This window comes from Rhodoblastus acidophilus (genome assembly GCF_900187365.1).
Classification (GTDB): Bacteria; Pseudomonadota; Alphaproteobacteria; order Rhizobiales; family Beijerinckiaceae; genus Rhodoblastus; species Rhodoblastus acidophilus.
In genome coordinates, this window is sequence record NZ_FYDG01000004.1 from 155,966 (window position 1) to 179,498 (window position 23,533).

Annotated in this window: 27 protein-coding genes; 14 read left to right on the top strand and 13 right to left on the bottom strand. The window is 66.8% G+C overall.

Annotation, left to right across the window (positions count from 1 at the left end; genetic code table 11):
• Nucleotides 1-11 precede the first annotated feature (11 nt).
• Nucleotides 12-917, bottom strand: coding sequence for a DMT family transporter (locus tag CFB24_RS10705; RefSeq protein WP_088520604.1), 906 nt, complete (start codon nucleotides 915-917; stop codon nucleotides 12-14).
• An 86-nt stretch (nucleotides 918-1,003) separates the two neighbouring features.
• Here CFB24_RS10705 and CFB24_RS10710 point away from each other — a divergent pair, with 86 nt between their 5' ends.
• A complete protein-coding gene (locus tag CFB24_RS10710; RefSeq protein WP_088520605.1) occupies nucleotides 1,004-1,849 on the top strand; it encodes a UDP-2,3-diacylglucosamine diphosphatase in 846 nt (281 codons plus the stop codon).
• A 98-nt stretch (nucleotides 1,850-1,947) separates the two neighbouring features.
• On the top strand, nucleotides 1,948-2,433 hold the full coding sequence (locus CFB24_RS10715) for an arsenate reductase/protein-tyrosine-phosphatase family protein (protein ID WP_088520606.1): 486 nt from the start codon (nucleotides 1,948-1,950) through the stop codon (nucleotides 2,431-2,433).
• On the opposite strand, the gene CFB24_RS10720 is transcribed toward CFB24_RS10715, so the two are convergent.
• Entirely contained in the window at nucleotides 2,423-2,800 is a 378-nt protein-coding gene (locus tag CFB24_RS10720) for a HesB/IscA family protein (RefSeq protein WP_088520607.1), read from the bottom strand. The genes CFB24_RS10715 and CFB24_RS10720 overlap by 11 nt on opposite strands.
• A 119-nt stretch (nucleotides 2,801-2,919) precedes the next feature.
• On the opposite strand from CFB24_RS10720, the gene CFB24_RS10725 reads away from it, so the two are divergent.
• The 5 genes from CFB24_RS10725 to CFB24_RS10745 all read left to right on the top strand — a co-directional run bounded on the left by CFB24_RS10725 (nucleotide 2,920) and on the right by CFB24_RS10745 (nucleotide 7,219).
• Nucleotides 2,920-3,528 carry an anthranilate synthase component II gene (locus CFB24_RS10725; RefSeq protein ID WP_088520781.1) on the top strand — a complete coding sequence of 203 codons (609 nt, stop codon included), beginning with the start codon at nucleotides 2,920-2,922 and terminating at the stop codon, nucleotides 3,526-3,528.
• 13 nt (nucleotides 3,529-3,541) lie between these two features.
• On the top strand, nucleotides 3,542-4,558 hold the full coding sequence (gene trpD / locus CFB24_RS10730) for an anthranilate phosphoribosyltransferase (RefSeq protein ID WP_088520608.1): 1,017 nt from the start codon (nucleotides 3,542-3,544) through the stop codon (nucleotides 4,556-4,558).
• Between the two features lie 80 nt (nucleotides 4,559-4,638).
• The gene (gene trpC / locus CFB24_RS10735; protein WP_088520609.1) at nucleotides 4,639-5,457 is read left to right on the top strand and encodes an indole-3-glycerol phosphate synthase TrpC; all 819 of its coding nucleotides are present in this window, start codon (nucleotides 4,639-4,641) and stop codon (nucleotides 5,455-5,457) included.
• Nucleotides 5,454-5,948 carry a cyclic pyranopterin monophosphate synthase MoaC gene (gene moaC / locus CFB24_RS10740; RefSeq protein WP_088520610.1) on the top strand — a complete coding sequence of 165 codons (495 nt, stop codon included), beginning with the start codon at nucleotides 5,454-5,456 and terminating at the stop codon, nucleotides 5,946-5,948. The genes trpC and moaC overlap by 4 nt, the downstream gene beginning before the upstream one ends.
• 41 nt (nucleotides 5,949-5,989) lie before the next feature.
• Nucleotides 5,990-7,219 (top strand): molybdopterin molybdotransferase MoeA, encoded by a 1,230-nt coding sequence (locus CFB24_RS10745; RefSeq protein WP_088520611.1) that lies wholly within the window; start codon nucleotides 5,990-5,992, stop codon nucleotides 7,217-7,219.
• Here CFB24_RS10745 and recO read toward each other — a convergent pair.
• The 6 genes from recO to CFB24_RS10775 are packed head-to-tail and all read right to left on the bottom strand — an operon-like array spanning nucleotide 7,214 to nucleotide 11,625.
• Nucleotides 7,214-7,924 (bottom strand): DNA repair protein RecO, encoded by a 711-nt coding sequence (gene recO / locus CFB24_RS10750; RefSeq protein ID WP_104469641.1) that lies wholly within the window; start codon nucleotides 7,922-7,924, stop codon nucleotides 7,214-7,216. The genes CFB24_RS10745 and recO overlap by 6 nt on opposite strands.
• A gap of 54 nt (nucleotides 7,925-7,978) precedes the next feature.
• The gene (gene era, locus CFB24_RS10755; protein WP_088520612.1) at nucleotides 7,979-8,878 is read right to left on the bottom strand and encodes a GTPase Era; all 900 of its coding nucleotides are present in this window, start codon (nucleotides 8,876-8,878) and stop codon (nucleotides 7,979-7,981) included.
• Nucleotides 8,875-9,591, bottom strand: coding sequence for a ribonuclease III (gene rnc / locus CFB24_RS10760; RefSeq protein ID WP_088520613.1), 717 nt, complete (start codon nucleotides 9,589-9,591; stop codon nucleotides 8,875-8,877). Before rnc ends, era begins: the two co-directional genes overlap by 4 nt.
• A complete protein-coding gene (gene lepB, locus CFB24_RS10765; protein ID WP_088520782.1) occupies nucleotides 9,588-10,367 on the bottom strand; it encodes a signal peptidase I in 780 nt (259 codons plus the stop codon). Before lepB ends, rnc begins: the two co-directional genes overlap by 4 nt.
• A gap of 8 nt (nucleotides 10,368-10,375) precedes the next feature.
• Nucleotides 10,376-10,834: a holo-ACP synthase gene (acpS, locus tag CFB24_RS10770; RefSeq protein WP_088520614.1), complete on the bottom strand. Its 459-nt coding sequence runs from the start codon at nucleotides 10,832-10,834 to the stop codon at nucleotides 10,376-10,378.
• Entirely contained in the window at nucleotides 10,831-11,625 is a 795-nt protein-coding gene (locus CFB24_RS10775) for a pyridoxine 5'-phosphate synthase (RefSeq protein ID WP_088520615.1), read from the bottom strand. The genes acpS and CFB24_RS10775 overlap by 4 nt, the downstream gene beginning before the upstream one ends.
• 286 nt (nucleotides 11,626-11,911) lie before the next feature.
• Here CFB24_RS10775 and CFB24_RS10780 point away from each other — a divergent pair, with 286 nt between their 5' ends.
• Nucleotides 11,912-12,508, top strand: coding sequence for a helix-turn-helix domain-containing protein (locus CFB24_RS10780; RefSeq protein WP_158255163.1), 597 nt, complete (start codon nucleotides 11,912-11,914; stop codon nucleotides 12,506-12,508).
• A 4-nt stretch (nucleotides 12,509-12,512) separates the two neighbouring features.
• On the opposite strand, the gene CFB24_RS10785 is transcribed toward CFB24_RS10780, so the two are convergent.
• Nucleotides 12,513-14,699, bottom strand: coding sequence for a RelA/SpoT family protein (locus CFB24_RS10785; RefSeq protein WP_088520617.1), 2,187 nt, complete (start codon nucleotides 14,697-14,699; stop codon nucleotides 12,513-12,515).
• Nucleotides 14,700-14,822: 123 nt separating this feature from the next.
• Entirely contained in the window at nucleotides 14,823-15,206 is a 384-nt protein-coding gene (rpoZ, locus tag CFB24_RS10790) for a DNA-directed RNA polymerase subunit omega (protein ID WP_088520618.1), read from the bottom strand.
• Between the two features lie 479 nt (nucleotides 15,207-15,685).
• On the opposite strand from rpoZ, the gene CFB24_RS10795 reads away from it, so the two are divergent.
• The 5 genes from CFB24_RS10795 (at nucleotide 15,686) to rpmG (ending at nucleotide 19,335) form a co-directional block, all read left to right on the top strand.
• Entirely contained in the window at nucleotides 15,686-16,300 is a 615-nt protein-coding gene (locus CFB24_RS10795) for a LabA-like NYN domain-containing protein (protein WP_088520619.1), read from the top strand.
• Between the two features lie 11 nt (nucleotides 16,301-16,311).
• Nucleotides 16,312-17,025, top strand: a complete 714-nt coding sequence (locus CFB24_RS10800) for a uracil-DNA glycosylase (protein ID WP_088520620.1) — start codon at nucleotides 16,312-16,314, stop codon at nucleotides 17,023-17,025.
• 44 nt (nucleotides 17,026-17,069) lie between these two features.
• Nucleotides 17,070-17,771 (top strand): NUDIX hydrolase, encoded by a 702-nt coding sequence (locus CFB24_RS10805; protein WP_244593133.1) that lies wholly within the window; start codon nucleotides 17,070-17,072, stop codon nucleotides 17,769-17,771.
• A gap of 27 nt (nucleotides 17,772-17,798) precedes the next feature.
• Nucleotides 17,799-18,962 (top strand): MFS transporter, encoded by a 1,164-nt coding sequence (locus CFB24_RS10810; RefSeq protein ID WP_088520622.1) that lies wholly within the window; start codon nucleotides 17,799-17,801, stop codon nucleotides 18,960-18,962.
• 205 nt (nucleotides 18,963-19,167) lie between these two features.
• On the top strand, nucleotides 19,168-19,335 hold the full coding sequence (gene rpmG / locus CFB24_RS10815; RefSeq protein ID WP_088520623.1) for a 50S ribosomal protein L33: 168 nt from the start codon (nucleotides 19,168-19,170) through the stop codon (nucleotides 19,333-19,335).
• 56 nt (nucleotides 19,336-19,391) lie between these two features.
• Here the strand turns inward: rpmG and CFB24_RS10820 are convergent, their stop codons facing one another.
• Together CFB24_RS10820 and CFB24_RS10825 are read right to left on the bottom strand one after the other, a co-directional pair.
• A complete protein-coding gene (locus tag CFB24_RS10820; protein WP_088520624.1) occupies nucleotides 19,392-20,132 on the bottom strand; it encodes a glycerophosphodiester phosphodiesterase family protein in 741 nt (246 codons plus the stop codon).
• Nucleotides 20,129-20,614, bottom strand: coding sequence for a RidA family protein (locus CFB24_RS10825; RefSeq protein ID WP_088520783.1), 486 nt, complete (start codon nucleotides 20,612-20,614; stop codon nucleotides 20,129-20,131). Before CFB24_RS10825 ends, CFB24_RS10820 begins: the two co-directional genes overlap by 4 nt.
• 134 nt (nucleotides 20,615-20,748) lie before the next feature.
• Between CFB24_RS10825 and CFB24_RS10830 the strand changes: the two genes are divergently transcribed.
• On the top strand, nucleotides 20,749-21,564 hold the full coding sequence (locus CFB24_RS10830; RefSeq protein WP_158255162.1) for an EipB family protein: 816 nt from the start codon (nucleotides 20,749-20,751) through the stop codon (nucleotides 21,562-21,564).
• 9 nt (nucleotides 21,565-21,573) lie between these two features.
• Here CFB24_RS10830 and CFB24_RS10835 read toward each other — a convergent pair whose 3' ends face one another.
• Nucleotides 21,574-23,529, bottom strand: a complete 1,956-nt coding sequence (locus CFB24_RS10835) for a putative bifunctional diguanylate cyclase/phosphodiesterase (protein WP_088520626.1) — start codon at nucleotides 23,527-23,529, stop codon at nucleotides 21,574-21,576.
• Nucleotides 23,530-23,533: the final 4 nt, after the last annotated feature.

Below are 23,533 nucleotides of genomic sequence, written 5' to 3' on the forward strand. Positions count from 1 at the left end.
AGGCGGCGGCGTCAGGCCCGCTCGGGCGTTTTGCGCGACGAGCGCAGCGCCAGCAGGCCGGCGGCGGCGATGGCCGCAGCGCCGAGCAGCACGGCGCGCGAGGGCGCCTCGCCGTCGATGGCGAGGCTGGCGAGCAGCGCCCAGACCATGGCGAGATAATCGAAGGCGGCGAGCAGCGAGGCGTCGGCGTAGCGGTAGGACGAGGTGGCGAGGATTTGCGCCGCCCCGCCCGCCACCCCGGCGCCGGCCAGGCCGATCCAGGCGCGGGCGTCGGGCGCGACATAGGCGCTTCCCAGCGCCGGAAACACAGGCGCCGCCGCCAGAGTCAGGGCGCCGAAGAATACGCAGGAGCAGGTGAAGTAGAACACGATGGCGCCCGTGGTTTCGAGTTGAGCGAGGCGGCGCGTCTGCACGATGGACAGCGCCGCGCACAGCGCCCCGATCAGGGCGACGCCGGCCCCGTACCGCATGTTCCCGTCAAAACCCGCGCCAAAGCCGAGATGTTCCGACAGCATGACCACCACGCCGACAAAACCGATCGCTACCGCCAGCCAGCGCGAGGCCTGCACGCGCTCGCGCAACGCCAGCCCGGCGATCAGGGTGACGAAAATCGGATAGGCGTAGAAATAGGCGGTGGCGTCGGCGAGCGGCAGCAGCGCCAGCGCGGTGAAATTGCAGAACATGCCGGCGACGCCGGACAGGCCGCGCCCGAGATGGCCGAGCGGCCGCGTGGTCCGCCAGGCGCCCGACAGCGCCCCGCTGGCCGCCAGCCAGGCCAGCAGCACGGCCAGCGCGACAAGGGAACGATAGAACACGATCTCCGCCACCGGCACGGTCGGGGCCGCCGCGCGCACCCCCAGCGCCATGGCGGTGAAGGCCAGGGTGGAGAGCGTCTTCAGGAAGATTCCCTTGAGCATGGCCGGCGAATGACAGCTTTGTCATCGGGACGCAACAATTGACTGGCAGCAGGAAGCGATTTCTTAATAGACGGAAAGGCCAGATCATGAGCGCCATTCTGAACCGGACCGACGAGGAGGCGGAGCCCAAACGCTACCGCACCCTGTTCATTTCCGACGTGCATCTCGGCACGCGCGGATGCCAGGCCGATCTGCTGCTCGATTTCTTCAAGCACAATGAATCCGAGGAGCTGATCCTCGTCGGCGACATCATCGACGGCTGGCGCCTCAAGGGCGGCTGGTATTGGCCGCAGGCCCACAACGACGTGATGCAGAAACTGCTGCGCAAGGTGCGCAAGGGCACCCGCGTGGTGTTCGTGCCCGGCAATCACGACGAATTCGCCCGCGATTTCGTCGGGCTGGAATTCGGCGGCGTCGAGGTCGAGGACCACATCCTGCACAAGACCGCCGACGGCAAAACCTTCCTGGTCGTCCACGGCGACCAGTTCGACGTGGTGGTGCGCCACGCCCGCTGGCTCGCCCATCTCGGCGACTGGGCCTATGATTTCGCCATCTGGGTCAATTGCTGGTTCAACCGCGCCCGCCGCAAGTTTGGCTTGCCCTATTGGTCGTTCTCGCAATGGGCCAAGCTCAAGGTCAAGGACGCCGTCAATTTCATCGGCGCCTTCGAGGAGACGCTGGCGGCGGAAGCGCGCAAGCGCGGCGTCGACGGCATCGTCTGCGGCCACATCCACCATGCCGTGATCCGCGAGATCGACGGAATCACCTATGTCAACACCGGCGATTTCGTCGAATCCTGCACCGCCATCGCCGAGCATTTCGACGGAACGCTGGAGCTGATCCAGTGGAAATCGCTGGAAAGCGAGCGCGGCGAAACCGCCGCCCGCACGGGCGCCGCGCTGCTGACGGCGCAGAGGGTCGCGGCGGAATAGTCCGGCGCGGCGGGCGCCCGGCGGTTTACGCCTGCCGGGCGGCGTGAGATTGACAAATTGCCGTGGCACGATGCGGCGTCATCCCATGAGGCCCGCCCATGAAGCATGTGTTGTTCCTGTGCACCGGCAATTACTATCGCAGCCGGTACGCGGAAGAAGTGTTCAACTTTCTCGCGCCGCAAACCTGCCCGGACTGGACCGCCCTGTCGCGCGGAGTCGCGGTCGATCTGGGATCCGGCAATATCGGGCCGATTTCGCGCGCCGCGGCGCAGGCGCTGCGGGCGCGGGGCCTCGCCTTCGACCGCGAATCCGCCCGCCTGCCCCGGCAAGTGGCGGTCGAGGATCTCGACGCCGCCGATCATATCGTCGCGCTGAAGCTGGCCGAGCACATGCCGCTGATCCAGGCGCGGTTCGCCGCCTGGACGGACAAGGCCGCGCCCGGCCGGATCGAATACTGGCATATCCACGACATAGATTACGCGCCGCCCGAGGTCGCCCTGCCGCAGATCGAGGCGCATGTGGCGGATTTGCTGACGCGGCTCGCCGCGCCGCGCCCGGCGGATCAGTTCGCGGTCACACGCTGAACTGGCTCAGCGCCTCCTCCGACACCGGCGCGATCGCCACCGATTCGCCGCAGCCGCACGAGGCGGTTTCGTTGGGATTCTTGAAGGTGAAGGCGGCCGAGAGTTTCGACGTCTCGAAATCCATCTGGGCGCCGATCAGGAACAGCACGGCCTTGGGGTCGATCAGCACTTTCGCCCCCTTGTCCTCGACCAGGATTTCGCCGGGTTTGTGGTCCTGCGCCATTTCCACCGTATAGGACATGCCGGCGCAGCCGCCGTTCTTGACCCCGACCCGCAGGCCAAGAGCGTCGCCGCCGGCCTTTTCGACAAGGGTTTTCACCCGCGCCGCGGCGGCGTCGGTCAGTTCCATCACGGGGCGTCCGGCCATGGTGTGCTCCAATTGCGCTTCATGGCGAATATAGGGACAAGCGGCGGCGTTTGAAAGCCGCCGCGCGCATTGACTTCCCCTGCGGGCGCGCCCAAAACAGCCCTTCCAACGAGGCTGTCATGACATCCGTTTCCGTCACGCTGATCGACAATTACGATTCTTTCACCTTCAATCTCGTGCATTACTTCGGCGCGCTTGGCGCCGATGTGAAGGTGGTGCGCAACGACCAGACCAGCGTCGAGCAGGTCATCGGCGAGAATCCGGATTGTCTGGTGTTGTCGCCCGGCCCCTGCACCCCGCGCGAGGCCGGCATCTGCCTCGACCTGATCCGCGCCGCCTGCGAGAAAATTCCGCTGTTCGGCGTCTGCCTCGGCCATCAGGCCATCGGCGAGGTGTTCGGCGGCGAGGTGGTGCGCGCGCCGCAGCCGATCCACGGCAAGGTCGCCGAGATTTATCATAAAAGCGAAACCGTGTTCCATGGCCTGCCCGCGCCGTTCAAGGCCACCCGCTACCATTCGCTGGTGGTGCGGCGCGAGACGCTGCCGACCGAACTCGCGGTGACCGCGACCACCGCCGACGGCCTGATCATGGGCCTGTCGCACATCACCCATCCCGTGCATGGCGTGCAGTTCCACCCCGAAAGCATCGCCTCCGAGCACGGCCACGCCCTGTTGAAGAACTTCCTCGATCTGGCGCAGAAGTGGAACGCCGCGCGGCGACGGAAATAAGCGGGAGACGGCCATGGAGGCGTTCAAGCCCTTTCTCGCCCGGATCGCCGAACGCGCCCCGCTCTCCCGCGCCGAGGCCGAAGACGCGTTCGGCCTGATCCTGTCCGGCGAAACGACGCCGGCGCAGATCGGCGCCTTCCTGATGGGCCTGCGCGTGCGCGGCGAAACCATGGATGAGCTGACCGGCGCGGTCTCCGCCATGCGCGCGCGCATGGCGCGCGTGTCCGCCCCCGAGGGCGCCATCGACGTGGTCGGCACCGGCGGCGACGGGGCGCAGACGTATAATATCTCCACGCTCGCCGCGATTGTGGTGGCCGCCTGCGGCGTGCCCGTCGCCAAGCACGGCAACCGCGCCGCCAGCTCGTTCTCCGGCGCCTCCGACGTGCTGACGGGTTTGGGCGTGCGCATCGGCATCCCGCCCGACGTGGTGGAGAAATGCCTGCGCGAGGTCAACATCGGCTTCATGACGGCGCAGGCGCATCATCCCGCCATGGCGGCGGTGGCGCCGATCCGCAAGGAGCTGGGCGTGCGCACCCTGTTCAACCTGCTGGGGCCGCTGTCCAATCCCGCCGGCGTCACGCGCGCGCTGATCGGCGTCGCCGACGCCCGCTGGATGGACTATATCGCGCAGACGCTCGATGCGCTCGGCTCGGAAAAGGTGTGGGTCGCCCACGGCGCCGACGGGCTCGACGAAATCACCACCACCGCGCCGACGGAGATCCTCGAACTGGACCACGGCCGCATCCGGCGTTTCGTGATCACGCCCGAGGAGGCCGGCCTGCCGCGCGCGACGCTGGAAGACCTGCGCGGCGGCGATCCCGCTTATAACGCCGCCGCCCTGCGCGCCGTGCTCAACGGGGCCAAAAACGCCTATCGCGACATCGCCGTGCTCAACGCCGCCGCCGCGCTGACGGTCGCCGGCAAGGCCGAGGGGCTGAAAGACGGCGCGCGGCTGGCGGAAGCGGCTCTGGACAGCGGTAAAGCACATGATACGCTGGAAAATCTGATCAGGACCAGCAAAGAGGCCTAAAGCATTTTCAAGCGAAACGGGCGCCGGTTCGCGGGAAGAAAATGCGCTAAAATAAAAATCTACAGCCAGTTCGAGGAAACATGGGGTCCAATTCCGACATTTTGCGCAAGATCGAGGCCTACAAGCGGACCGAGATTTCGGAAGCCAAGGTGCGGGTGCCGCTGGCGACGCTTGAGCGCAAGCTGCGCGACGTCGACCCGCCGCGCGGCTTCGTGCGCGCCTTGCGCGACAAGGTGGCGGCGGACATGCCGGCGCTGATCGCCGAGGTGAAAAAGGCCAGCCCCTCCAAGGGGTTGATTCGCAAGGATTTCGACCCGCCTGTCCACGCCCGCGCCTATGAGGCCAATGGCGCGGCCTGTCTGTCCGTCCTCACCGACGGCCCCTCGTTCCAGGGCAAGCTCGACGATCTCACCGCCGCGCGCTCGGCTGTGCGCCTGCCCGCCCTGCGAAAAGATTTCCTGTTCGACCCCTATCAGGTCTATCAGGCCCGCGCCGCCGGCGCCGATTGCGTGCTGATCATCATGGCCTGCGTCAGCGACAGCGAGGCCAAGGCGCTCAACGCCGCCGCCCACGACCTCAACATGGACGTGCTGGCCGAAGCGCATGACGAGGCCGAACTCGACCGCGCGCTGGGGCTGGAGACGCCGCTGGTCGGCATCAACAACCGCAATCTGCGCGACTTCACCGTCTCGATCGAAGTCAGCGAACGGCTCAGCCAGCGCGTGCCGCGCGAAAAGCTGTTGGTGGCGGAAAGCGGCATCGGCTCGCACGACGACATCGTGCGCCTGCGCAAGGCCGGCGTGAACGTGTTTCTGGTGGGCGAGACGCTGATGCGTCAGGCCGACGTCGGCGCCGCCACCCGCGCCCTGCTGACCGGCGAGGCCAAGCCGTCGGCATGACGGAAAAGCTCACCCACCTGAACGAGGCGGGCGAGGCGCGCATGGTCGATGTCTCCGGCAAGGACCGCACGGCCCGCGAGGCCGTGGCGGAAGGCTGCGTGGTCATGGCGCCCGCGACGCTGGACCTGTGCCTGTCCGGCCAGGCGAAAAAAGGCGACGTGTTCGCAACCGCGCGCATCGCCGGCATTTTCGCCGCCAAGAAGACCCATGAACTGATCCCGCTGTGCCATCCGCTGCTGCTGTCCAAGGTCGAGGTTGACGTTGCGGCGGACGCCGCCTTGCCCGGCCTGCGCGTGACGGCGCGCGCACGGGTTCTGGGCGAAACCGGCGTGGAGATGGAGGCGCTGACCGCCGTCTCGGTCGCCTGCCTGACCATCTACGACATGCTCAAGGCGGCGGACCGGGCCATGCGAATCGAGGCTGTGCGCCTCCTGTTGAAAAGCGGTGGAAAATCTGGGGATTTCCGCGCCGACAGTCCCTCTCCCGGCTAGCCGAACGAGGGCGCGCGCCAAGACTTTCATGGAGATGTGAAATGGCCGACAAAAAACCTCTCCTCTCCGTCGAAGACGCCCTGGCCGCGATCCTCGCCAGCGCCTCCGGCCCGCTGGACGTCGAGGACGTCCCGCTCGCCGCCGCCTTCGGCCGCACGCTGGCGCGTGATCTTCCGGCCTTGCGCACACAGCCTCCCAAGCCGCTATCGGCCATGGACGGTTACGCGCTGCGCGCCGAAGACGCCGGCAAGGGCGCCTTAAACGTCATCGGCGAATCCTCGGCCGGCGCCGGTTTCGCCGGCGTGTGCGGCCCCGGCGAGGCCGTGCGGATTTTTACCGGCGCGCCGATGCCGGAGGGCGCTGACAGCGTGCTGATACAAGAGGAGGCGGCGCGCGACGGCGAGAACGTCGCCGCGCGGACCAAGGTGACGCCCGGCAAGAACGTGCGCCGCGCCGGCATAGATTTCCGCGAGGGCGAGACCATTTTGCGCGCGGGGCGGCGGCTTTCGCCCGCCGACGTCGCCCTCGCCGCCTCAGCCGATCATCCAACCCTGCCTGTCGCGCGCGCGCCGCGCATCGCGGTTTTGTCGACCGGCGACGAACTGGCGCCGCCGGGCGAGCCGCGCGGCCCCGACCAGATCGTCGCCTCCAACGCCTATGCCGTGCTCGGCCTGATCGCGGCCTGCGGCGGCGCGGCGCTCGATCTCGGGGTGGCGCCCGACCAGCCCGAGGCGATCGAAGCCGCCATCCGCAAGGCGCTCGACGCCGGCGTCGACGTGCTCGTCACCATCGGCGGCGCCTCGGTCGGCGACCGCGATTTCGTGCGCGGGGCGCTGGAGGCCGAGGGCATGGCGCTGGAATTCTGGAAGATCAATATGAAGCCGGGCAAGCCGCTGATTCACGGCCAGATCGGCAAGACCGTCGTGCTGGGGCTTCCGGGCAATCCGGTCTCGGCGGTGGTGTGCGGCGAGCTTTTCCTCAAACCGCTGATCCGCGCCCTGTGCGGCGATGCGGCGGGCGCGGCGCACCGGATCGAGCCCGCCCGCGCCGGGGCCGATATGAAACCCAATGGCCCGCGCCGCGAATATGTGCGGGCGACTCTCGCCTGGACCGAGGCGGGCCAACTGGAGGCCACGCCGCACAAGGACCAGGATTCCTCGTTGAATTCGGTGCTGGCGCGGTCACAGGCGCTGATCCTGCGCGACGCGCAGGCACCGGCGCTGGCCAAGGGCGAGCCAGTGCGCATCCTAAGGCTGACAGAGTCCTTATAAGGTCGCGAGATAGGCCGCGCGCGCCTCCGACGGCTTCAGTCCGCGCGGCGCGAAAATATCGCGGTCGAGAAAATAGCCGGTGAGGCGCAAGGCGTCGCGGATCTGCTCCACTTCGGCGGCCAACTCCGGCCCCTCCCGTAAAAAGGCCGGCAGCGGCAGCAATCGCGCCGCCCAGGGCGCGCCGGCCTCGCGGCTGACGGCGCGGCCGCTTTTCGGCGAAACATAGATCAAATCTTCGGTCGCGCCGGTGGCGGCGCAGCGTTCGAGATCGAGCCCGAAGCCCAGATCCGCCAGCAGGGCGAGTTCGAAGCGCACGAACAGGTTGGGCGCCACAGGATCGGTCAGATTCGCCAGCAGCGCCGCCGCCATGTCGAACAGGTGGGCGTGGGGATCGCGTTCCGGCAACAGCCGCAACATGCCGCACAGCCAGTTCACGCCATGCAGGGCGCGGACGTCGCACATCAGCAAATGGGTGCGCAACGCCAGCGGCTCCACGACGAAGGCGCCGATATGCTCCTCCAGCCGCGCCCGCCAGGTGACGGCGACCTCATTGCCGGGCTGCAACACCGGCTGCATGGTTTTCGAGCGCCCGGAGCGGACCACGCCGACATGCCGACCATGATCCCGCGTCGCCACTTCCAGAATGACGCTGGTCTCGCCATGCTTTTTCACGCCCAGCACCAGGGCGCGCTCGGACCATTCCATTGCGAGCCTCGACCTGCTCCCTCCACCCGTAAAGGGGGAGAGGGAGAAGTCCCGTCACTTCTTCGGAAAGTCCAGCCCCATCATGCGGTAACGCTCGGGGTCGTCGCCCCAGTTTTCGCGCACTTTCACGAACAGGAACAGGTGGACGTTCTGCTCCGCCGCCTCGATGATCTCCTTGCGCGCCGCCTGCCCGATCGACTTGATCGTCTTGCCGCCCTCGCCGATCACGATCTTCTTCTGGCCCTCGCGGGTGACGTAAATCGTCTGCTCGACGCGCGCGGAGCCGTCGGGCATGTCCTTCCACAATTCGGTCTCGACCGTGGACTGGTACGGCAGCTCGTCGTGCAGCCGCTCGAACAGTTTCTCGCGGGTGATTTCCGCCGCCAGCGAGCGCAGCGGCGCATCGGACACCTGATCCTCGGGATAAAGCCAGGGACTCTCGGGCATGAAGCCGGAGAGCTTTTTCAGAAACGTCTCGGTGCCATGGCCCTTGAGGGCGGAAATCATGAAGGTGTCGACGAAATTGGCCCTGGCGTTGAGGTCGGCGGCCAGCCCCAACAGCTTTTCGTGCGCGATCGTGTCGATCTTGTTGAGCACCAGGATTTTTGGCGCCTTGATCTCGCCGATACGGGCGAAAATCGCCTCGTTCTCCTCATCCAACCCTTTTCGCACGTCCACCAGCAGGCAGACAACGTCGGCGTCGCCCGCCCCGCCCCAGGCCGACGTCACCATGGCGCGGTCGAGCCGCCGCTTCGGCGAGAAAATGCCGGGCGTGTCGACGAAGATGATCTGGGTCTGCTCCTGCAGCGCGATGCCGCGCACCAGCGCCCGCGTGGTCTGCACCTTGCGCGAGACGATCGAGACCTTGGCCCCGACCAGCTGGTTCATCAAAGTGGATTTTCCGGCGTTGGGCGCGCCGATCAGGGCGGCGAAGCCGCAGCGGGTTTCTGTCATGTCAGGTCCGTCACCCCTTCGCGGGCGAGAAAATTCTGCGCCGCCGCCTGTTCCGCGGCGCGTTTCGAGCCGCCGCGCGCCTCCACCGGATCAAAGCCCGGGATGGTCACGGCGATGACGAACACCGGCGCATGATCCGGCCCCGACCGCGCGGCCAGCTTGTACAGCGGCGGCGTCAGGCCGCGCGCCTGCGCCCATTCTTGCAGCATGGTCTTGGGATCGCGCAAGGGCCGGGTGGGATTGCGCAATTTTTCGATGAAGGCGCGCTCGACCAAAGCCTGGGCGGCGGGGAAGCCGCCATCGAGATAGACCGCGCCGATGATGGATTCGCAGATGTCGCCGAGCAGGGCCGACTTCTTCTTGCCGCCGTTCTGGGCCTCGCCGTCGCCCAGCCGCAGAAAATCGCCGGCGCCCCATTCGCGGGCGATGTCGGCGCAGGTTTCCTTGCGCACGAGAACGGCCAGCCGGCGCGAAAGTTCGCCCTCCTCCGCCTCGGGGAAATGCGCGCACAGCAGAGACGCGATCACGAGGCCGAGCACGCGGTCGCCCAAAAACTCCAGCCGCTGGTAACAGTCGGTGCGGCGCAGCGTCGGCGACGGCGCCAGCGCGCTGATATGGGTGAGCGCGCGGACCAGTTGCGACCGGTCGGCGAAAACGTGGCCGATGCGCGCCTCGAGATCGGCGAGATCGCCGGCGACCGCCTTCGTGCTCATCTGACCGCGTGGAACATGCGGTTGAGACGCAGCGTCCACGGCCAGCGCCAGAATTCATAGGCCGCCGCGCCCTCGCCGACCGAGAAGAAGGTCACTTCCGCGCGTCCTTCGAGATTTTCGAACGGCACGTAGCCGACGCCGCCCTGGTCCGGCGGCACGCGCGAATCGGTGGAATTGTCGCGATTGTCGCCCATCATGAAAAAATGGTTCGGCGGCACGACGAACGGCCCGGCGTTGTCGTTAAAACCGTCGTCGCCCTGGATTTCGATGATCGTGTGCTCGACGCCGCCCGGCAGCGTCTCCTTGTAGGTCGGCACGGCGCCGAAATGGCCGTAGAGATCGTCGGTCTGCACCTTGTCGATCGGATCGCGCGGCACGAGTTCGTCGTTGATGTAGAGACGGCCGCGCTTGATCTCGATCTTTTCGCCGGGCAGGCCGATCACGCGCTTGATATAGTCGGTTTCATTGTCGCGCGGCAGCTTGAACACCACGATATCGCCGCGCTTGGGCGGCGAGGAGAGCACGCGCCCCTTGAACAAAGGCGGCCCGAACGGGAAGGAATAGCGCGAATAGCCGTAGGAATATTTCGACACGAACAGATAATCGCCGATTTCCAGCGTCGGGATCATCGAGCCCGAGGGAATGTTGAACGGCTGGAACAGAAAGGTGCGGACCACCAGCGCGATGGCCAGCGCCTGGAGAATGACGACGACGGTCTCGCCGAGGCCTTCGGGTTCGGTCTTCTTCACGGCATGCGGCGCCGAATCGTCGGTCATGGTCTTGCTCATGTTGATCCTGTGGCCGCCGGTATTGCGGGTTTTTCAGGGGAAACGCAAGGCGCCACCGCCTCGATCAGGACTTGCGCCTGGGCGTAGGGATATTCATCGGTCAAAGTCAGATGGATATGGGGCGTCGCCCCGGCCGGCGCCAAGCGCGCGCACAAATCGGCCAGACGCGCCGCCGCCGCGCCCTGCAGCACCACGCCGGGCTTGCCCGCCGCGTCATTGACCACGCCGATGTCGTGAAACCACACGCCGCGCGCCAGGCCGGTGCCGAGCGCCTTGGCGCAGGCCTCCTTGGCGGCGAACCTTTTCGCATAGGTTTCGGCGCGCCGCGCCCGCCCGTCGGCCTTGTCGCGCTCGACCTGGGTGAAACAGCGGCGGGCGAAGCGATCGCCATATTTCTCGAGCGTGCGCTCGATCCGCCGGATGTCGCAAAGATCGATCCCGACGCCGAGAATCATGCGCCGCGCGCTCCCCCAACACCTTGAGCCACGCCTTGGGCCACGCCTTGGGCCACGCCTTGCGCGATGGCCGAGATCATCCGCCGGATCGACGCCTCCAGGCCGATGAAGACGGCCTCGCCGATCAGGAAATGGCCGATGTTCAATTCGGCGATCTGCGGCAGGGCGGCGATGGTGGTCGCGCTGTCGAAATCGAGGCCGTGGCCGGCGTGACATTCCAGCCCGAGCTTTTCGCAGGACGCCGCCGCCGCGCGCAGCCGGGCGAATTCGGCCTCGGCCTTGCCCGGATCGCCCAGCGCCAGCGCATTGCACCACGCCCCCGTGTGCAGTTCGACCACGGGAGCCTTGATCTCGACCGCCGCCTGCAACGCCTCCGGCGAGGGCTCGACGAACAGCGACACCCGCACGCCGCCGCGTTTCAACTCATCGACGAAGGGAATCAGGTGTTTCTTGCCGCCGATCACGTCGAGGCCGCCCTCGGTGGTGCGCTCGGTGCGCTTTTCCGGCACCAGGCAGCAGGCGTGCGGCTTGATCCGCAGGGCGATGTCGAGCATTTGCTCGGTCGCCGCCATTTCGAAATTGAGCGGCGTCGGCAGTTCGCGCAGCCGGCGCATGTCCTCGTCGCCGATATGCCGGCGATCCTCGCGCAAATGGGCGGTGATCCCGTCCGCCCCGGCGACAATGGCCATTTGCGCCGCGCGCACCGGATCGGGAACGAAACCGCCGCGCGCGTTGCGCAGGGTGGCGACATGATCGACATTGACACCCAGCCGGATCTTCCTTGCGCCCATCACCGCACCCCTTCCGTCCGTCTTGCGCCGCATCCGGCGCGCATTGGCGTTTTCCGCGCGTGTCATAGGACGGACCGGCCGGATCGACAACGCGCCTTTTCCATGCCCGCGCCGAAACCGGGGCGCCGGCGCGGCGCGCGCCCTCCCCGCGCCGGTTAGCAGTGCTTAAGTTTTGTCGGTCTCGGCTCGGGGTTTGCCCCACGGTAATGCCCACAAGTTGAGGCGAAACTGAAGCCATAGCATGATAATATTCATCGAAAATCATCGACAGGCGGACGACACCGTCATGAAATCAATTGATTTGCTTGTCGGCTCAAGAATTCGCGAGAGAAGGTTTCAGGCGCGCCTGTCGCTCGACGGGCTGGCCTCGCGCATCGGCCTCAACGCCGTCCTTTTGCTACGCTACGAAAAGGGCGAAGCGCGCGTTCCCGCGCCGGTGATGATGAAACTTTGCAACGCGCTCGGCGCGCGCGCCGCCGATTTCTTCGAGCCGAAACCGAACGATCCCGCCCCGCTCCTGCGCCTGACGCCCGACCCGGCTCCGACCCCGGCGCGAGGCCAGCAGCAAGCCCAGCCGCAAGCCCAGCCTCTTCCGCCTCCGCGGCCGCGCGACCGGCGCCTTGCGGCGTCGCTCGACCGGCTGGCCCGCGCCGAGCGCGGCGTCCGGTTGCAGGAACGGCTGATCGCGCGTCAGGCCGGGCTGGTCGAACAGCTTGAACGCGACGGCGACGCCGATCTCGCCCGAATCGGGCGCAGCCTGCTGTCGCTGTTCGAGGCGACCCGCGCGCTGTCGATCCGCGACCGCAACCGTCTTCAGGCGGAAATGGCGGGCCACGCCGGCGCCCTGGCTTCCACGGCCGAGACGCCGCCGCCGCCGGCCTGACGCGTCAGCCGATCACCCGCTCGACCCGGTGCACCATCGGCAGCGCGCGCACGCGCGACACGATGTCGGTCAGATGTTTCAGGTCGAACACTTCCAGTTCAAAGATCATTTCGCGGAAGTCCGGCGACAATTTGTTGAAGGTGACTTCGTCAATATTGCCGCCGGAATCGCCGATCAGGCTGGCGACGGCGCCGAGACTGCCCGGCTCGTTGATCGCGGCCACGACGATCTTGGCGGGAAACAGCTCCGGCGCGCCCTCGAGATCCCAGCGCACGTCGAGCCAGCGTTCGGGCTGGTCGTCGAACTGCGCCAGCGCCGAGGACTGGATCGGATAAATGGTGACGCCCTCGCCGGGCGTGAGAATGCCGACGATGCGGTCGCCCGGCACGGCGCCGCCGTCCGGGGCGAAACTCACCGGCAGGTCGCCGCGCAGGCCGCGGATCGGCAGGGCGTGGCCGGTCGCGCCGGGCGCCTTGAACTGCATGCCCGCCGCCTTCTGCATCTTGAACCAGCCGGGATCGGGCCGCAGCGGCGCCGTCGCCTTGCGCTCCTCCTTGAAGTCGGGATAGACGGCCTTGACGACGTCGCCGGAGAACATTTCGCCGCGCCCGACCGCCGCCAGCACGTCCTCGACCTGCGCGCGGGCGAGGCGCGGCAGCGCCATCTTCAGCTTGTCGTCGGAAAAAGCTTTTCCCGCGCGCTCGAAGGCGCGCAGCACGATCTGGCGGCCGAGGCCGGCGTATTGCGCCCGCACCGCCTCGCGCGAGGCGCGGCGGATGGCGGCGCGGGCCTTGCCGGTCACGGCGATGCTCTCCCAGGCCGCGGGCGGGGTCTGGGTTTCGGCGCGGATGATCTCGACCTCGTCGCCATTGGCGAGCGGCGCCAGCAAGGGCGCGAGGCGGCCGTTGATCTTCACGCCGACCGCCGAATTGCCGACGCTGGTGTGGACCGCATAGGCGAAATCGATCGGCGTCGCCCCGCGCGGCAGGGCGATCAGCCGCCCCTTGGGCGTGAAGCAGAACACCTGATCGTGGAACAGCTCCAGCCGTGTGTGCTCCAGAAACTCCTCGGGACTGTCGCCCTCGGCCAGCATGTCGATGGTGCGCTTCAGCCATTGATAGGCGCTGCTTTCATGCGACAGCACGGGCTCGGAACCCTTGCGGTCCTTGTAGAAGGCGTGCGCCGCAATGCCGTTGCGGGCGATGTCGTGCATTTCCTCGGTGCGGACCTGCAGCTCGACGCGCTGGCGCCCCGGCCCGACCACGGTGGTGTGCACCGACCTGTAATCGTTCTGCTTCGGCGTCGAGATATAGTCCTTGAACCGTCCGGGCACGGCCGGCCATTTGGTGTGGACCACGCCGATCACCCGATAGCAGTCCTCCACGCTGTCCACCACGACGCGGAAGCCGAAAATGTCCGACAATTGCTCGAAGGCGACGGATTTGCGCTCCATTTTTGCCCAGACCGAATAGGGCTGCTTCTGCCGCCCGCGCACCACGGCGTTGATGCCGCGCTTGCGCAGCTCCTCGGTCAGTTCGACCTCAATGGCGCCGATCAGCTCGCTGTTCTCGTTGCGCAGATCGGCCAGCCGCGTCGAAACCAGCGCGAAGGCTTCGGGATTGAGGTGCTTGAACGACAGGTTCTCCAGCTCGTCGCGCATCAGCTGCATGCCCATGCGGCCCGCGAGCGGAGCGTAAATGTCCAGGGTTTCCTGAGCGATGCGAGCGCGCTTTTCCGGCTTGACGAAATGCAGCGTGCGCATGTTGTGCAGCCGGTCGGCCAGCTTGACCAGCAGCACCCGCACGTCCTCGGAGATGGCCAGCAGCAGCTTGCGAAAATTCTCGGCCTGCTCGGCCTTTTTCGACACGAGGTCGAGTTTCTTGAGCTTGGTGAGGCCATCGACCAGCGCGCCGATCTCCGGCCCGAACAGCGAGTCGATCTCGTCGCGGGTGGCGGCGGTGTCCTCGATCGTGTCATGCAGCACGGCGGCGACGATGGTGGCGTCGTCGAGTTTCAGCTCGGTGAGGATGGCGGCGACTTCGAGGGGATGGGTGAAATACGGGTCGCCGGACGCGCGCGTCTGCGCGCCATGGGCGCGCATGGCGTAGACGTAGGCGCGGTTGAGCAGATCCTCGTTGGCGTTGGGATTATATTTGCGCACGCGATCGACGAGTTCGTACTGCCGCATCATTTGAGGAAAATTCTCCGGGATTCCCAAATCGTAGCGAGAGCGGACGGCCTCTCCAAGAAAAAAAGGCGGGGATCGCGCCGCGATCCCCGCCGTAAAGCGAGCAGGCCGACAATCCGCGACGGATTACTCCGCGTCGTCCTCGGTTTCGGCCGGGGGCACCAGGCCTTCGAGGCCGCGCAGCAGATCTTCCTCGGTCATGCGGTCGAACTGCACGTCGCCGGCGAGATCGCTGGTGGGCGTGACCAGAGCGGGAACGACTTCCGCCTCCGGCTCGTCCACCTCGACGTGCTTCTGCAGCGAGTGGATGAAGTCTTCCTTCAAATCTTCGGGAGCGATGGTCGAATCGGCGATCTCGCGCAGGGCCACGACCGGATTTTTGTCATTATCGCGCGGCACGCTGATCTGCGAACCGGAGGAGATCATGCGCGCGCGATGGCTGGCGAGCAAAACGAGATCAAATCGATTGTCGACTTTGTCGATGCAATCCTCGACAGTGACGCGAGCCATGCTGGCGCTCCTCGGAATGAAAGGGAAATGGGGACTCCCTGCTCTGTTAGAGAACGCGCGGCGAGAAAGCAAGTTCTATTGTCGTTCCGCCCCGGCGCCAGGTCCCGCCGCCCTGTCCCGCCCCGCGGCGGCTGCAACCTCGCGATTGCGGCGGCGCGACAGTTAAGAATTCGGTTCCGAATGACGTTTTGTCAGGTCTTGTCAGTTAAAAATTTTTTCTAAATAAAGAGGAACCATGCGAAGAAATTATTCGTTCGTTTTCTTGTTCAGCGATTTGACGGCGGCTAAGGCCTGCTTCAGACTACAACCACAAGGCGACATGACGTCGCACCGCGTGGACCAAAAAAGCCGGCGACGGCAACATCAAGAACTCTATCGCGGTTTGCCTTTCGCGCCTTTTGACATTAGTCACGTTTTTTGACGCGGTGACGACTGACTGCGGGCATTGGCCCCACAAAAATCGGAAACGGAAACTCATAATGGCTGACCAGGAACGCATAGCCCTATTTATTGACGGCGCCAATCTGTATGCGACCGCTAAATCCTTGGGCTTTGATATCGACTACAAGCGCCTGCTGAAGGAATTCCAGGGCAAAGGCCGGCTGCTGCGCGCTTTTTACTATACGGCTCTTGTTGAAGATCAGGAATATTCCTCGATCCGACCGCTGATCGACTGGCTTGACTATAATGGCTATGCCGTCGTGACCAAGCCGGCCAAAGAATTCGTCGATGCGCTTGGCCGTCGCAAGGTCAAGGGCAACATGGATATCGAACTGGCGGTCGACGCCATGGAGATGGCCGACCACATCGACCATATGGTGCTGTTCTCCGGCGACGGCGATTTCCGCTCGCTGGTCGAGGCCGTGCAGCGCAAGGGCGTGCGCGTGTCCGTTCTGTCCACCATCACCACGCAACCGCCGATGGTGGCCGACGAATTGCGCCGTCAGGCCGATGAATTCGTCGATCTCGTGCATCTCGCCAACAAGATCGGCCGCGACCCGTCCGAGCGCACCGACCGCATGCAACGCTTCCAGGAACGCCGCCCCGCCGCGCCGATTCCGACCCATCCGCACGAGGAAACCGCTCAAGACTGACCGGCCCTCTTGTGAACGCATCTCCGGCGAAGGCGGGCGTCTGCCCCCAAAAGCAGCCCGCCTCGCCCAAATCCGATTGCCCGCTCTGCCCGCGCCTCGCCGAATTTCGCGCGGAAAATCGTCGCGCCCTGCCCGGCGGCCATAACGCGCCCGTGCCCAGCTTCGGCGGGCTGGACTCCCCCCTGCTCATCGTCGGCCTCGCGCCGGGCCTGCGCGGCGCCAATTTCACCGGGCGGCCGTTCACAGGCGATTACGCCGGCGACCTGCTCTACGCTACCCTGTTGCGTTTCGGGCTGGCTCACGGCGTTTACGCGGCCCGAGCCACGGATTCATTGCAGCTTTTTCATTGCAGAATTACAAACGCCGTGCGCTGCGTTCCGCCCCAGAACAAGCCCACGCCGCAGGAAATCGCAACCTGCCGTTGCTTCCTCGCGGATGAGGCCGCGGCCATGCCGAACCTGCGCGCCTTGCTCTGTCTCGGGCGCATTGCGCACGACAGCGCGGTCAAAGCGCTCGGGCTGCGCGCCAAGGACGCGCCCTTCGGCCATGGCGCGGCCCATAGTATTTCCGATCGCCTTACACTTTACGACAGCTATCACTGCTCGCGCTACAACACCAATACCGGCGTCCTCACGCCGGAGATGTTTTACGCGGTCTTCGCGCGGATTGTGGCAGATCTTGAGCGCGCGGGCGCGCGGACCGCTGTCGCGCCCACGCCGGCCTGATCCGCCGGTTTCGCCGCGCCGAAAACGCCTCTATGGTCGCGGTCGTGACTCAAGATCTCAAACCCCGCCCCGCCCGCACGCGCGACGCCGCCGCGCTGCTCCTGATCGACGGTAAGGGCGCGCGCGCCCGCGTATTGCTGGGCAAGCGGCATCCCGGATTGAAATTCATGCCGGGGAAATATGTGTTTCCCGGCGGCCGGCTGGAGCGCGGCGACCGCGCCATGACCGTCGCCGGCCCGCTCGATTCGCGCGACGAGGCGCGGCTGATGGCGGGCTGCGCCGCCAGGGGCGAGGATTTCGCCCGCGCGCTGGCGCTGGCCGCCATCCGCGAATGTTTCGAGGAGACCGGCCTCGCCTTGGGCGTCGCCGATTACGGCGGCCCCGGCCGCGCCCCCGCCTGCTGGCAAGCCTACGGCGCGCAGGGGCTGCTGCCCGATCTCGGCGGCCTGCATTTCGCGGCGCGCGCCATCACGCCGCCGATGTTCCCCCGGCGCTTCGACGCGCGATTCTTCCTCGCCGACGCGCAAAACATCGCCGCGCAGGTCGAGGGCGTCTGCCATGCGGACGCCGAGCTGACCGAACTGGTCTGGGCGCCGCTCGATGAGGCGGAAAGCTACGACATGGCCGCTATTTCTTTGATGGTGCTGCGCGAAGCGCGGGCGCGGATCGACGCCGGCCTCAGCCGATTCGCGCCGGTGGCGCATCTGCGGCGCCGCCGGGGCGCGTGGCGGCGCGATTTGCTGTAACGGGCGCCGGGGGGCATAAGGCGGCGCATGTTTTCCGCCTTCGACTCCCAAACCCGCAAATCCCTCGCCGCCGCCATCGCCTGCGTCTCCACGGTCGGCGTCGGCCTGTCGCTGGTGATTCCCCTGCTGGCGCTGCGGCTCGAAGCCGCCGGATTGCCCGCGCATGACAATGGCGCGCAAGTCGCCGTCTCCGGCCTCGCCACCTTGCTCGGGGCGCCGGTCGCCCCCTCGCTGGCCCGCCGATTCGGCCTGAGAGCCACGCTCGGCGCGGCCATCGCGCTGGCGGTGGCCGCGATCGGCGCTTTCGCGGCCACCGACGATCCCCGCATCTGGCTGGGGATTCGGCTGGTGTTCGGCCTGGCGCTGACGACGCTGTTCGTGCTGAGCGAATATTGGATCAGCGCGGCGGCGCCGCGCGGCCAGCGCGGCCTCGTGCTCGGCCTTTACGCCACCTTCCTGGCGCTCGGCTTCGCCCTCGGCCCGGCCCTGCTCAGCGTGACCGGAGTCAACGGCCTGCCGCCCTACGTCGTCGCCGCCGCGCTGATGGCCGCCGGCGGGCTGCCGGTGATCTGGGCGGGCGACGCCGCCGCCGAATTCGACGCCGGCTCCACCGGCCGCCCGAAACTCGCGCCGGTGTTCCGCGCCGCGCCGGCGGCCGTGCTCGCCGCTTTCGCCTATGGCTGCGTCGAAACCGGTCTGACCGGCCTGCTGCCGGTGTTCGGCCTGCGCGCCGGCTTTTCCCAGGAATGGGCCACGTTTCAGCTCACGCTGTTCGCGCTCGGCAATGTGGTGTTTCCCGTGCCGATCGGCCTGATCGCCGACCGGACCAGCAAGATTCGCCTGCTCGGCTGGTTCAGCGTGGTCGGCCTGATCGGCGCGCTGATTCTGCCCGGCCTCGCCGCGCAGCGCGAGGTTTACGCGGTCGCCCTGTTCGTCTGGGGCGGCGTCACCGGCGGGCTGTACACGGTCGGCCTCGCCGCGCTGGCGGAGAAGTTCCACGGGCCGAAACTCGCCGCCGCCAACGCCGCCTATGTGATGATGTATGCGCTGGGCATGGTGGTCGGCCCGCTGGCGCTGGGATTGGGCCTCGATTTCGCCCCCCACGGCCTGTTCGACGCGCTGGGCGTGTTGTTCGTCGGCTATCTCATTGTCATCCTCGTCATGCACGGGCCATTCGCCGATAAAACTTGACACGGAAGCGTGTTTGGCTATGTTGCGCCCACGAATTCGGGCCGGAGCAATCCGGCCCCTTTGTTTCCATCGGCCTCCGCCTGATTCTAGGCGCCGCGCCACGGAGCAACGCCCGCTCTTCGCCGCAGGCCCGAGCCTGTGACGAAAAGTCCGGCGCCACCGGGTTTCGCCAGCCTAGCTGGCGTCGACAACAGGGAATATATCCATGGCCAAGGCCGCCACGATCAAGATCAAGCTGCTGTCGACCGCCGACACCGGCTATTTCTACGTCACCGAGAAGAACGCCCGCACCAAGACCGACAAGCTGGCGTTCAAGAAATACGACCCCGTCGCGCGCAAGCACGTCGAGTTCAAGGAAACCAAGATCAAGTAAGATCTGGCTTCGTCAGTCGAAAGCCGCCTTCGGGCGGCTTTTTTATTGCCCGGACGTCAGGGAGCGAATCCCTCGAACACGATCTGGTCGGCATGGCGCAACACCTGCGCCGCCTGCGCCGCGCTGCGCACCGTCCAGCTGATCACCGGCATCTGCGCGCAGGCGCGGGCCAGCTCGCACACGGCGTTGGGCAGATCGCCGCAGCGCCAGGACAGGAAGTCCGGGCGCGTCTCGCCGGCGTGGACGAACCGGGCCAGCCTGTCCTTCGCCTCCGGCGCCAGCGCCGCGAAATCCTCGTCCTCCTCGTAATCCGCCTGCGCCACCACGCCCAGCGGCCAGACGGCCGTCCCGGCGCGCAGCGCGGCGATCAGGGCGGGGTCGAAGCTTTTCAGCGCCACCGGGCCGTCATAGCCCGCCAGCGCCGCCTGGGTGGCGCGGGCGAGCGAGAGATCGCCGTCGAAATCGCTTTTCAGCTCCAGAATCAGCGGCGTCGCGCCCTGCGCCGCGCGCAGGAACGCCGCCAGCGTCGGAATCGGCGTCCCGTCCGCCAGCCGCAGCCCCGCCAGATCGGCGGCGTCGCGGCGCCGGAACGCCCCCTCGGCGCCGGTGAGGCGCGCGAGATCGTCGTCATGAAACACGAAAATCTCGCCATCCCGCGACAGCCGAATGTCCGCCTCGACGCCATAGCCCCGCGCGAGCGCGGGGCGCAGGGCGGCGAGGGAGTTTTCGGGCTTGTCGCGGTCGTGCAGACCGCGATGGGCGATCGGACGGGCGGTCAGCCAGTCCGGCGCGGTCACGGCAGAATCTCGAAGATCGCCTCGACCTCGACGCAGGCGCCGAGCGGCAATTGGGCCACGCCGACGGTCGAGCGCGCATGCGCGCCCTTCTCGCCCAGCGCCGCGCCGATCAGGTCCGAGGCGCCGTTCATCACCAGAGCGAGCCGGGTGTAATCCTCGGCGCCGCGAATGAAGCCGCCGAGCCGGACGCAGGCGGCGATCCGGTCGAGATCGCCGATCTGGGCGCGGACCTGCGCCAGCACGTTGACGGCGCACAGAGCGGCGGCCTGCTTGGCGACGGATTCCTCGACCTCGGCGCCGACGCGGCCGACATGCCCCTCGTTCAGCGATCCATCGGCGCCGAACGGCAATTGCCCGGAAACGAACAGCATCGCGCCGCTGCGCACGGCTGGAACGTAATTCGCCACGGGCGCGGCCGGCGTCGGCAAGACGAATCCAAGATTGGCGAGTCGGCGTTCGACTTCGCTGGCGATCTGACCCATGACCATTTCCTTCAAAAGTTCCATTGTGACTGGACGAGAGCGCAATTTCGCCAAATATTGACGTCATTGCACTAAAGCGTCGAAAGCGACACAAGCCAATGACAATTTTGCGACGCCACCGGGAGAGACCATCGATGCGATTGACCGCCCGCCTGCTGCTGGGCCTGATGGCCTGCGGCGCGGCCCAAACCGCCGCGCGCGCCGAACCGCCGCCCCCCAGCCTCGCCAGCCATCGCGCGCTCTACCAATTGCGCATGGCCGACGCGACGGGAACCAAGGCCCCGGCGGCGGCCGACGGCATGATCTCCTACCGGTTTTCCTCCGATTGCGATTTTTACGCCCAGACCCTGCGCCAGGCGATCGACATGCAGCCGCAGGAAGGCGCCCGCCAGGTCAGCGAGAGCCGCATCAGCACCTATGAGGACGGGCGCGGCCAGGATTTCCGCTTCGCCACCAATGAAACGGGATCGCGCGGCGAGGAGGTGGAAGGACGCGCCCAGCGCGGCAAGGACGCGCTCGCCATCGCGCTGAGTTCGCCGCATCCGCAGAAGATGAGCGCCGATTCGACCGTGCTGTTTCCCACCCAGCATATCGCCCAGTTGATCCAGGCCGCCGAACGCGGCGACAAGATTCTGCTGGCGCGCGTCTTCGACGGCTCGGCCGATGGCCGCAAGATTTTCAACGTCACCGCCGTCATCGGCGCCCCCCGCAGGACGGCCGACTCGGACCATGCCGCCGCCGCGCCGCAATTGCGCGGCCTGCGGCGCTGGCCGGTGGCGCTGTCTTATTTCGCCGAGGGCGCGCGCGACAGCCTGCCCGACTACGTGCTGAGCTACGATCTCTACGAAAACGGCGTTTCGACCAATCTGCGCCTCGACTATGGCGATTACGCCCTGGTCGGCGAGTTGGAGCGGATCGAATTCCCGCCGCCGGCGCGCTGCCACAAGTAGCGCCCGGGTTCAGCCGGCGGCGCGCTCCGCAGGGCGCCGCCCCGCCTCCACTTCCGCGATGAAGCGCGGCGCCTCGTCCTGCGGAATCGGCCGGCTGAACAAAAAGCCCTGCACCACGTTGCAGCCGAACTTGCGCAGCAGGTCGAACTGCTCGGAGGTTTCCACGCCCTCGGTCACGCATTGCAGCTTGAGATTGCCGATCAGGCCGATCAGGCTCTTGACGATGTCGCGGGCGACGCCGTTGCCGTGCATTTCCTGAATGAAGCTGCGGTCGATCTTGATCTTGTCGAGCGGCAGCCGGTGGATATAGGCGAGGCTGGAATAGCCGGTGCCGAAATCGTCGAGCGAGATTTTCAGGCCGAGCCGCTTGAGCATGGCCAGCGCCGCCTCGGCCTTGACGAAATCGGTGAGCAGCGACGTTTCGGTCACCTCGATGTCGATGCGCGAGGTCTTGACGCCGCTGGCTTCGATGATGGCGACGATCTGCGTCAGGGCGCGCGGCGACAGCAGGTCGCGCGCGGAAAGGTTCAAGCTGACGCCGACATAATCGGGCCAGCTTCGCGCCGCTTTCAGCGCCTTGCGCAGCACGGTGCGGGTCAGGGCGTGGATGATCTCGCTGCGCTCGGCCACCGGCACGAACAGGTTGGGCGAGACCGCGCCCAACTCCGGCGAGTTCCAGCGCGCCAGCGCCTCGAACGAGACGATGGTCTGCTCGACCGCATCGAACAGCGGCTGAAATTCGAGCTGGATCTCCTGCTCCAGATTGGCGCGCCGCAGGCACTGCTCGATCTGGGCGATCATCCGCATGTTGGTTTCATGTTCCGGCGTGAACAGCACGGCCTCGCCGCGATGATTCTGCTTGGCGTGATAGAGCGCGAAATCCGCCCGCTCATAAAGCTGCTGCGCGTCGCGGGCCTCCTCGGGAAAACGCGCGAAGCCGATCGAGCACGACAGCGCCGCCGCCGCGTCGTCGATGCGCACGGGCGCCTTGAGCGCGGCGCAGATCCGCGCGCCCAGCGCGGCCATTTCGGCTTCCGCCTTGCGGCCCGTGAACAGCACGGCGAATTCGTCGCCGCCGAGCCGCGCCACCACGGCTCCTTCGCGCTCCAGCATCCGCAGCCTTTCGGCGCATTCGCACAGCGCCTTGTCGCCGAGGGCGTGGCCATAAAGGTCGTTGACCGGCTTGAACCCATCGAGATCGACGACGCCCATCGCCAGCGCGCCCGCCTCCGGCCCCCGGGCGATTTCCTCCGCGACCCGCGCGAAAAAGGCGCGGCGATTCGCCAGCCCCGTCAGCGCGTCGGCCTCGGCGAGGCGCCGGTTGTCTTCGGCCAGGCGCGAGGCCTTGGCGCGCGCGGCCACCAGCGCTTCGAAATCGCGCGAGGCCCCGTTCACGGACAAGAACAGCGCCAGCAGCACCAGCAGAAGGTTGGCGCCTTCGAGCAGGGAGGTCGAATCGCCCGCGGTCATCAGCAGCCAGGCGAAACCCGGCAGGCCCATGCCGCCAATCAGCAGCGCCGTCTTGGGCAGTTGCGCCAGCGCGAAAATCGCGAACATGCCGGTGACCGCCAGCGCGTAGATAATGGCGCTGCGCTGCGCGGGATCGACGTGCAGGTAAAGCGCTGTGACCCACACGACATAAACCAGCGTGAAGCCGGCCGAGCAAAGGTTGACGCGGCGCAGGACGCGGCCCGCGTCGCCCTCGCCGACCGGATGGGCCGCCCGCCGCGTCCAGCCCAGCGCCGCCAGCGCGCCGCCCAGCATGAGCGCCACCGGCGCCGCCAGCGCCAGAGGCAGCGGCGCGGATTGCAGCGCGATCGCCGCCAGCGCCAGCGCATTGCCGGCGACCACCAGGGCGAGGAGGGGAATTTGCCGAACCAGCGCAGCCAGACGGGCGCGGTTGAGCTCATGAATCGGGGCGATCCGGGAATCGCGCCCTTCGGTCGCAGAAAACTGGAAATACATGACG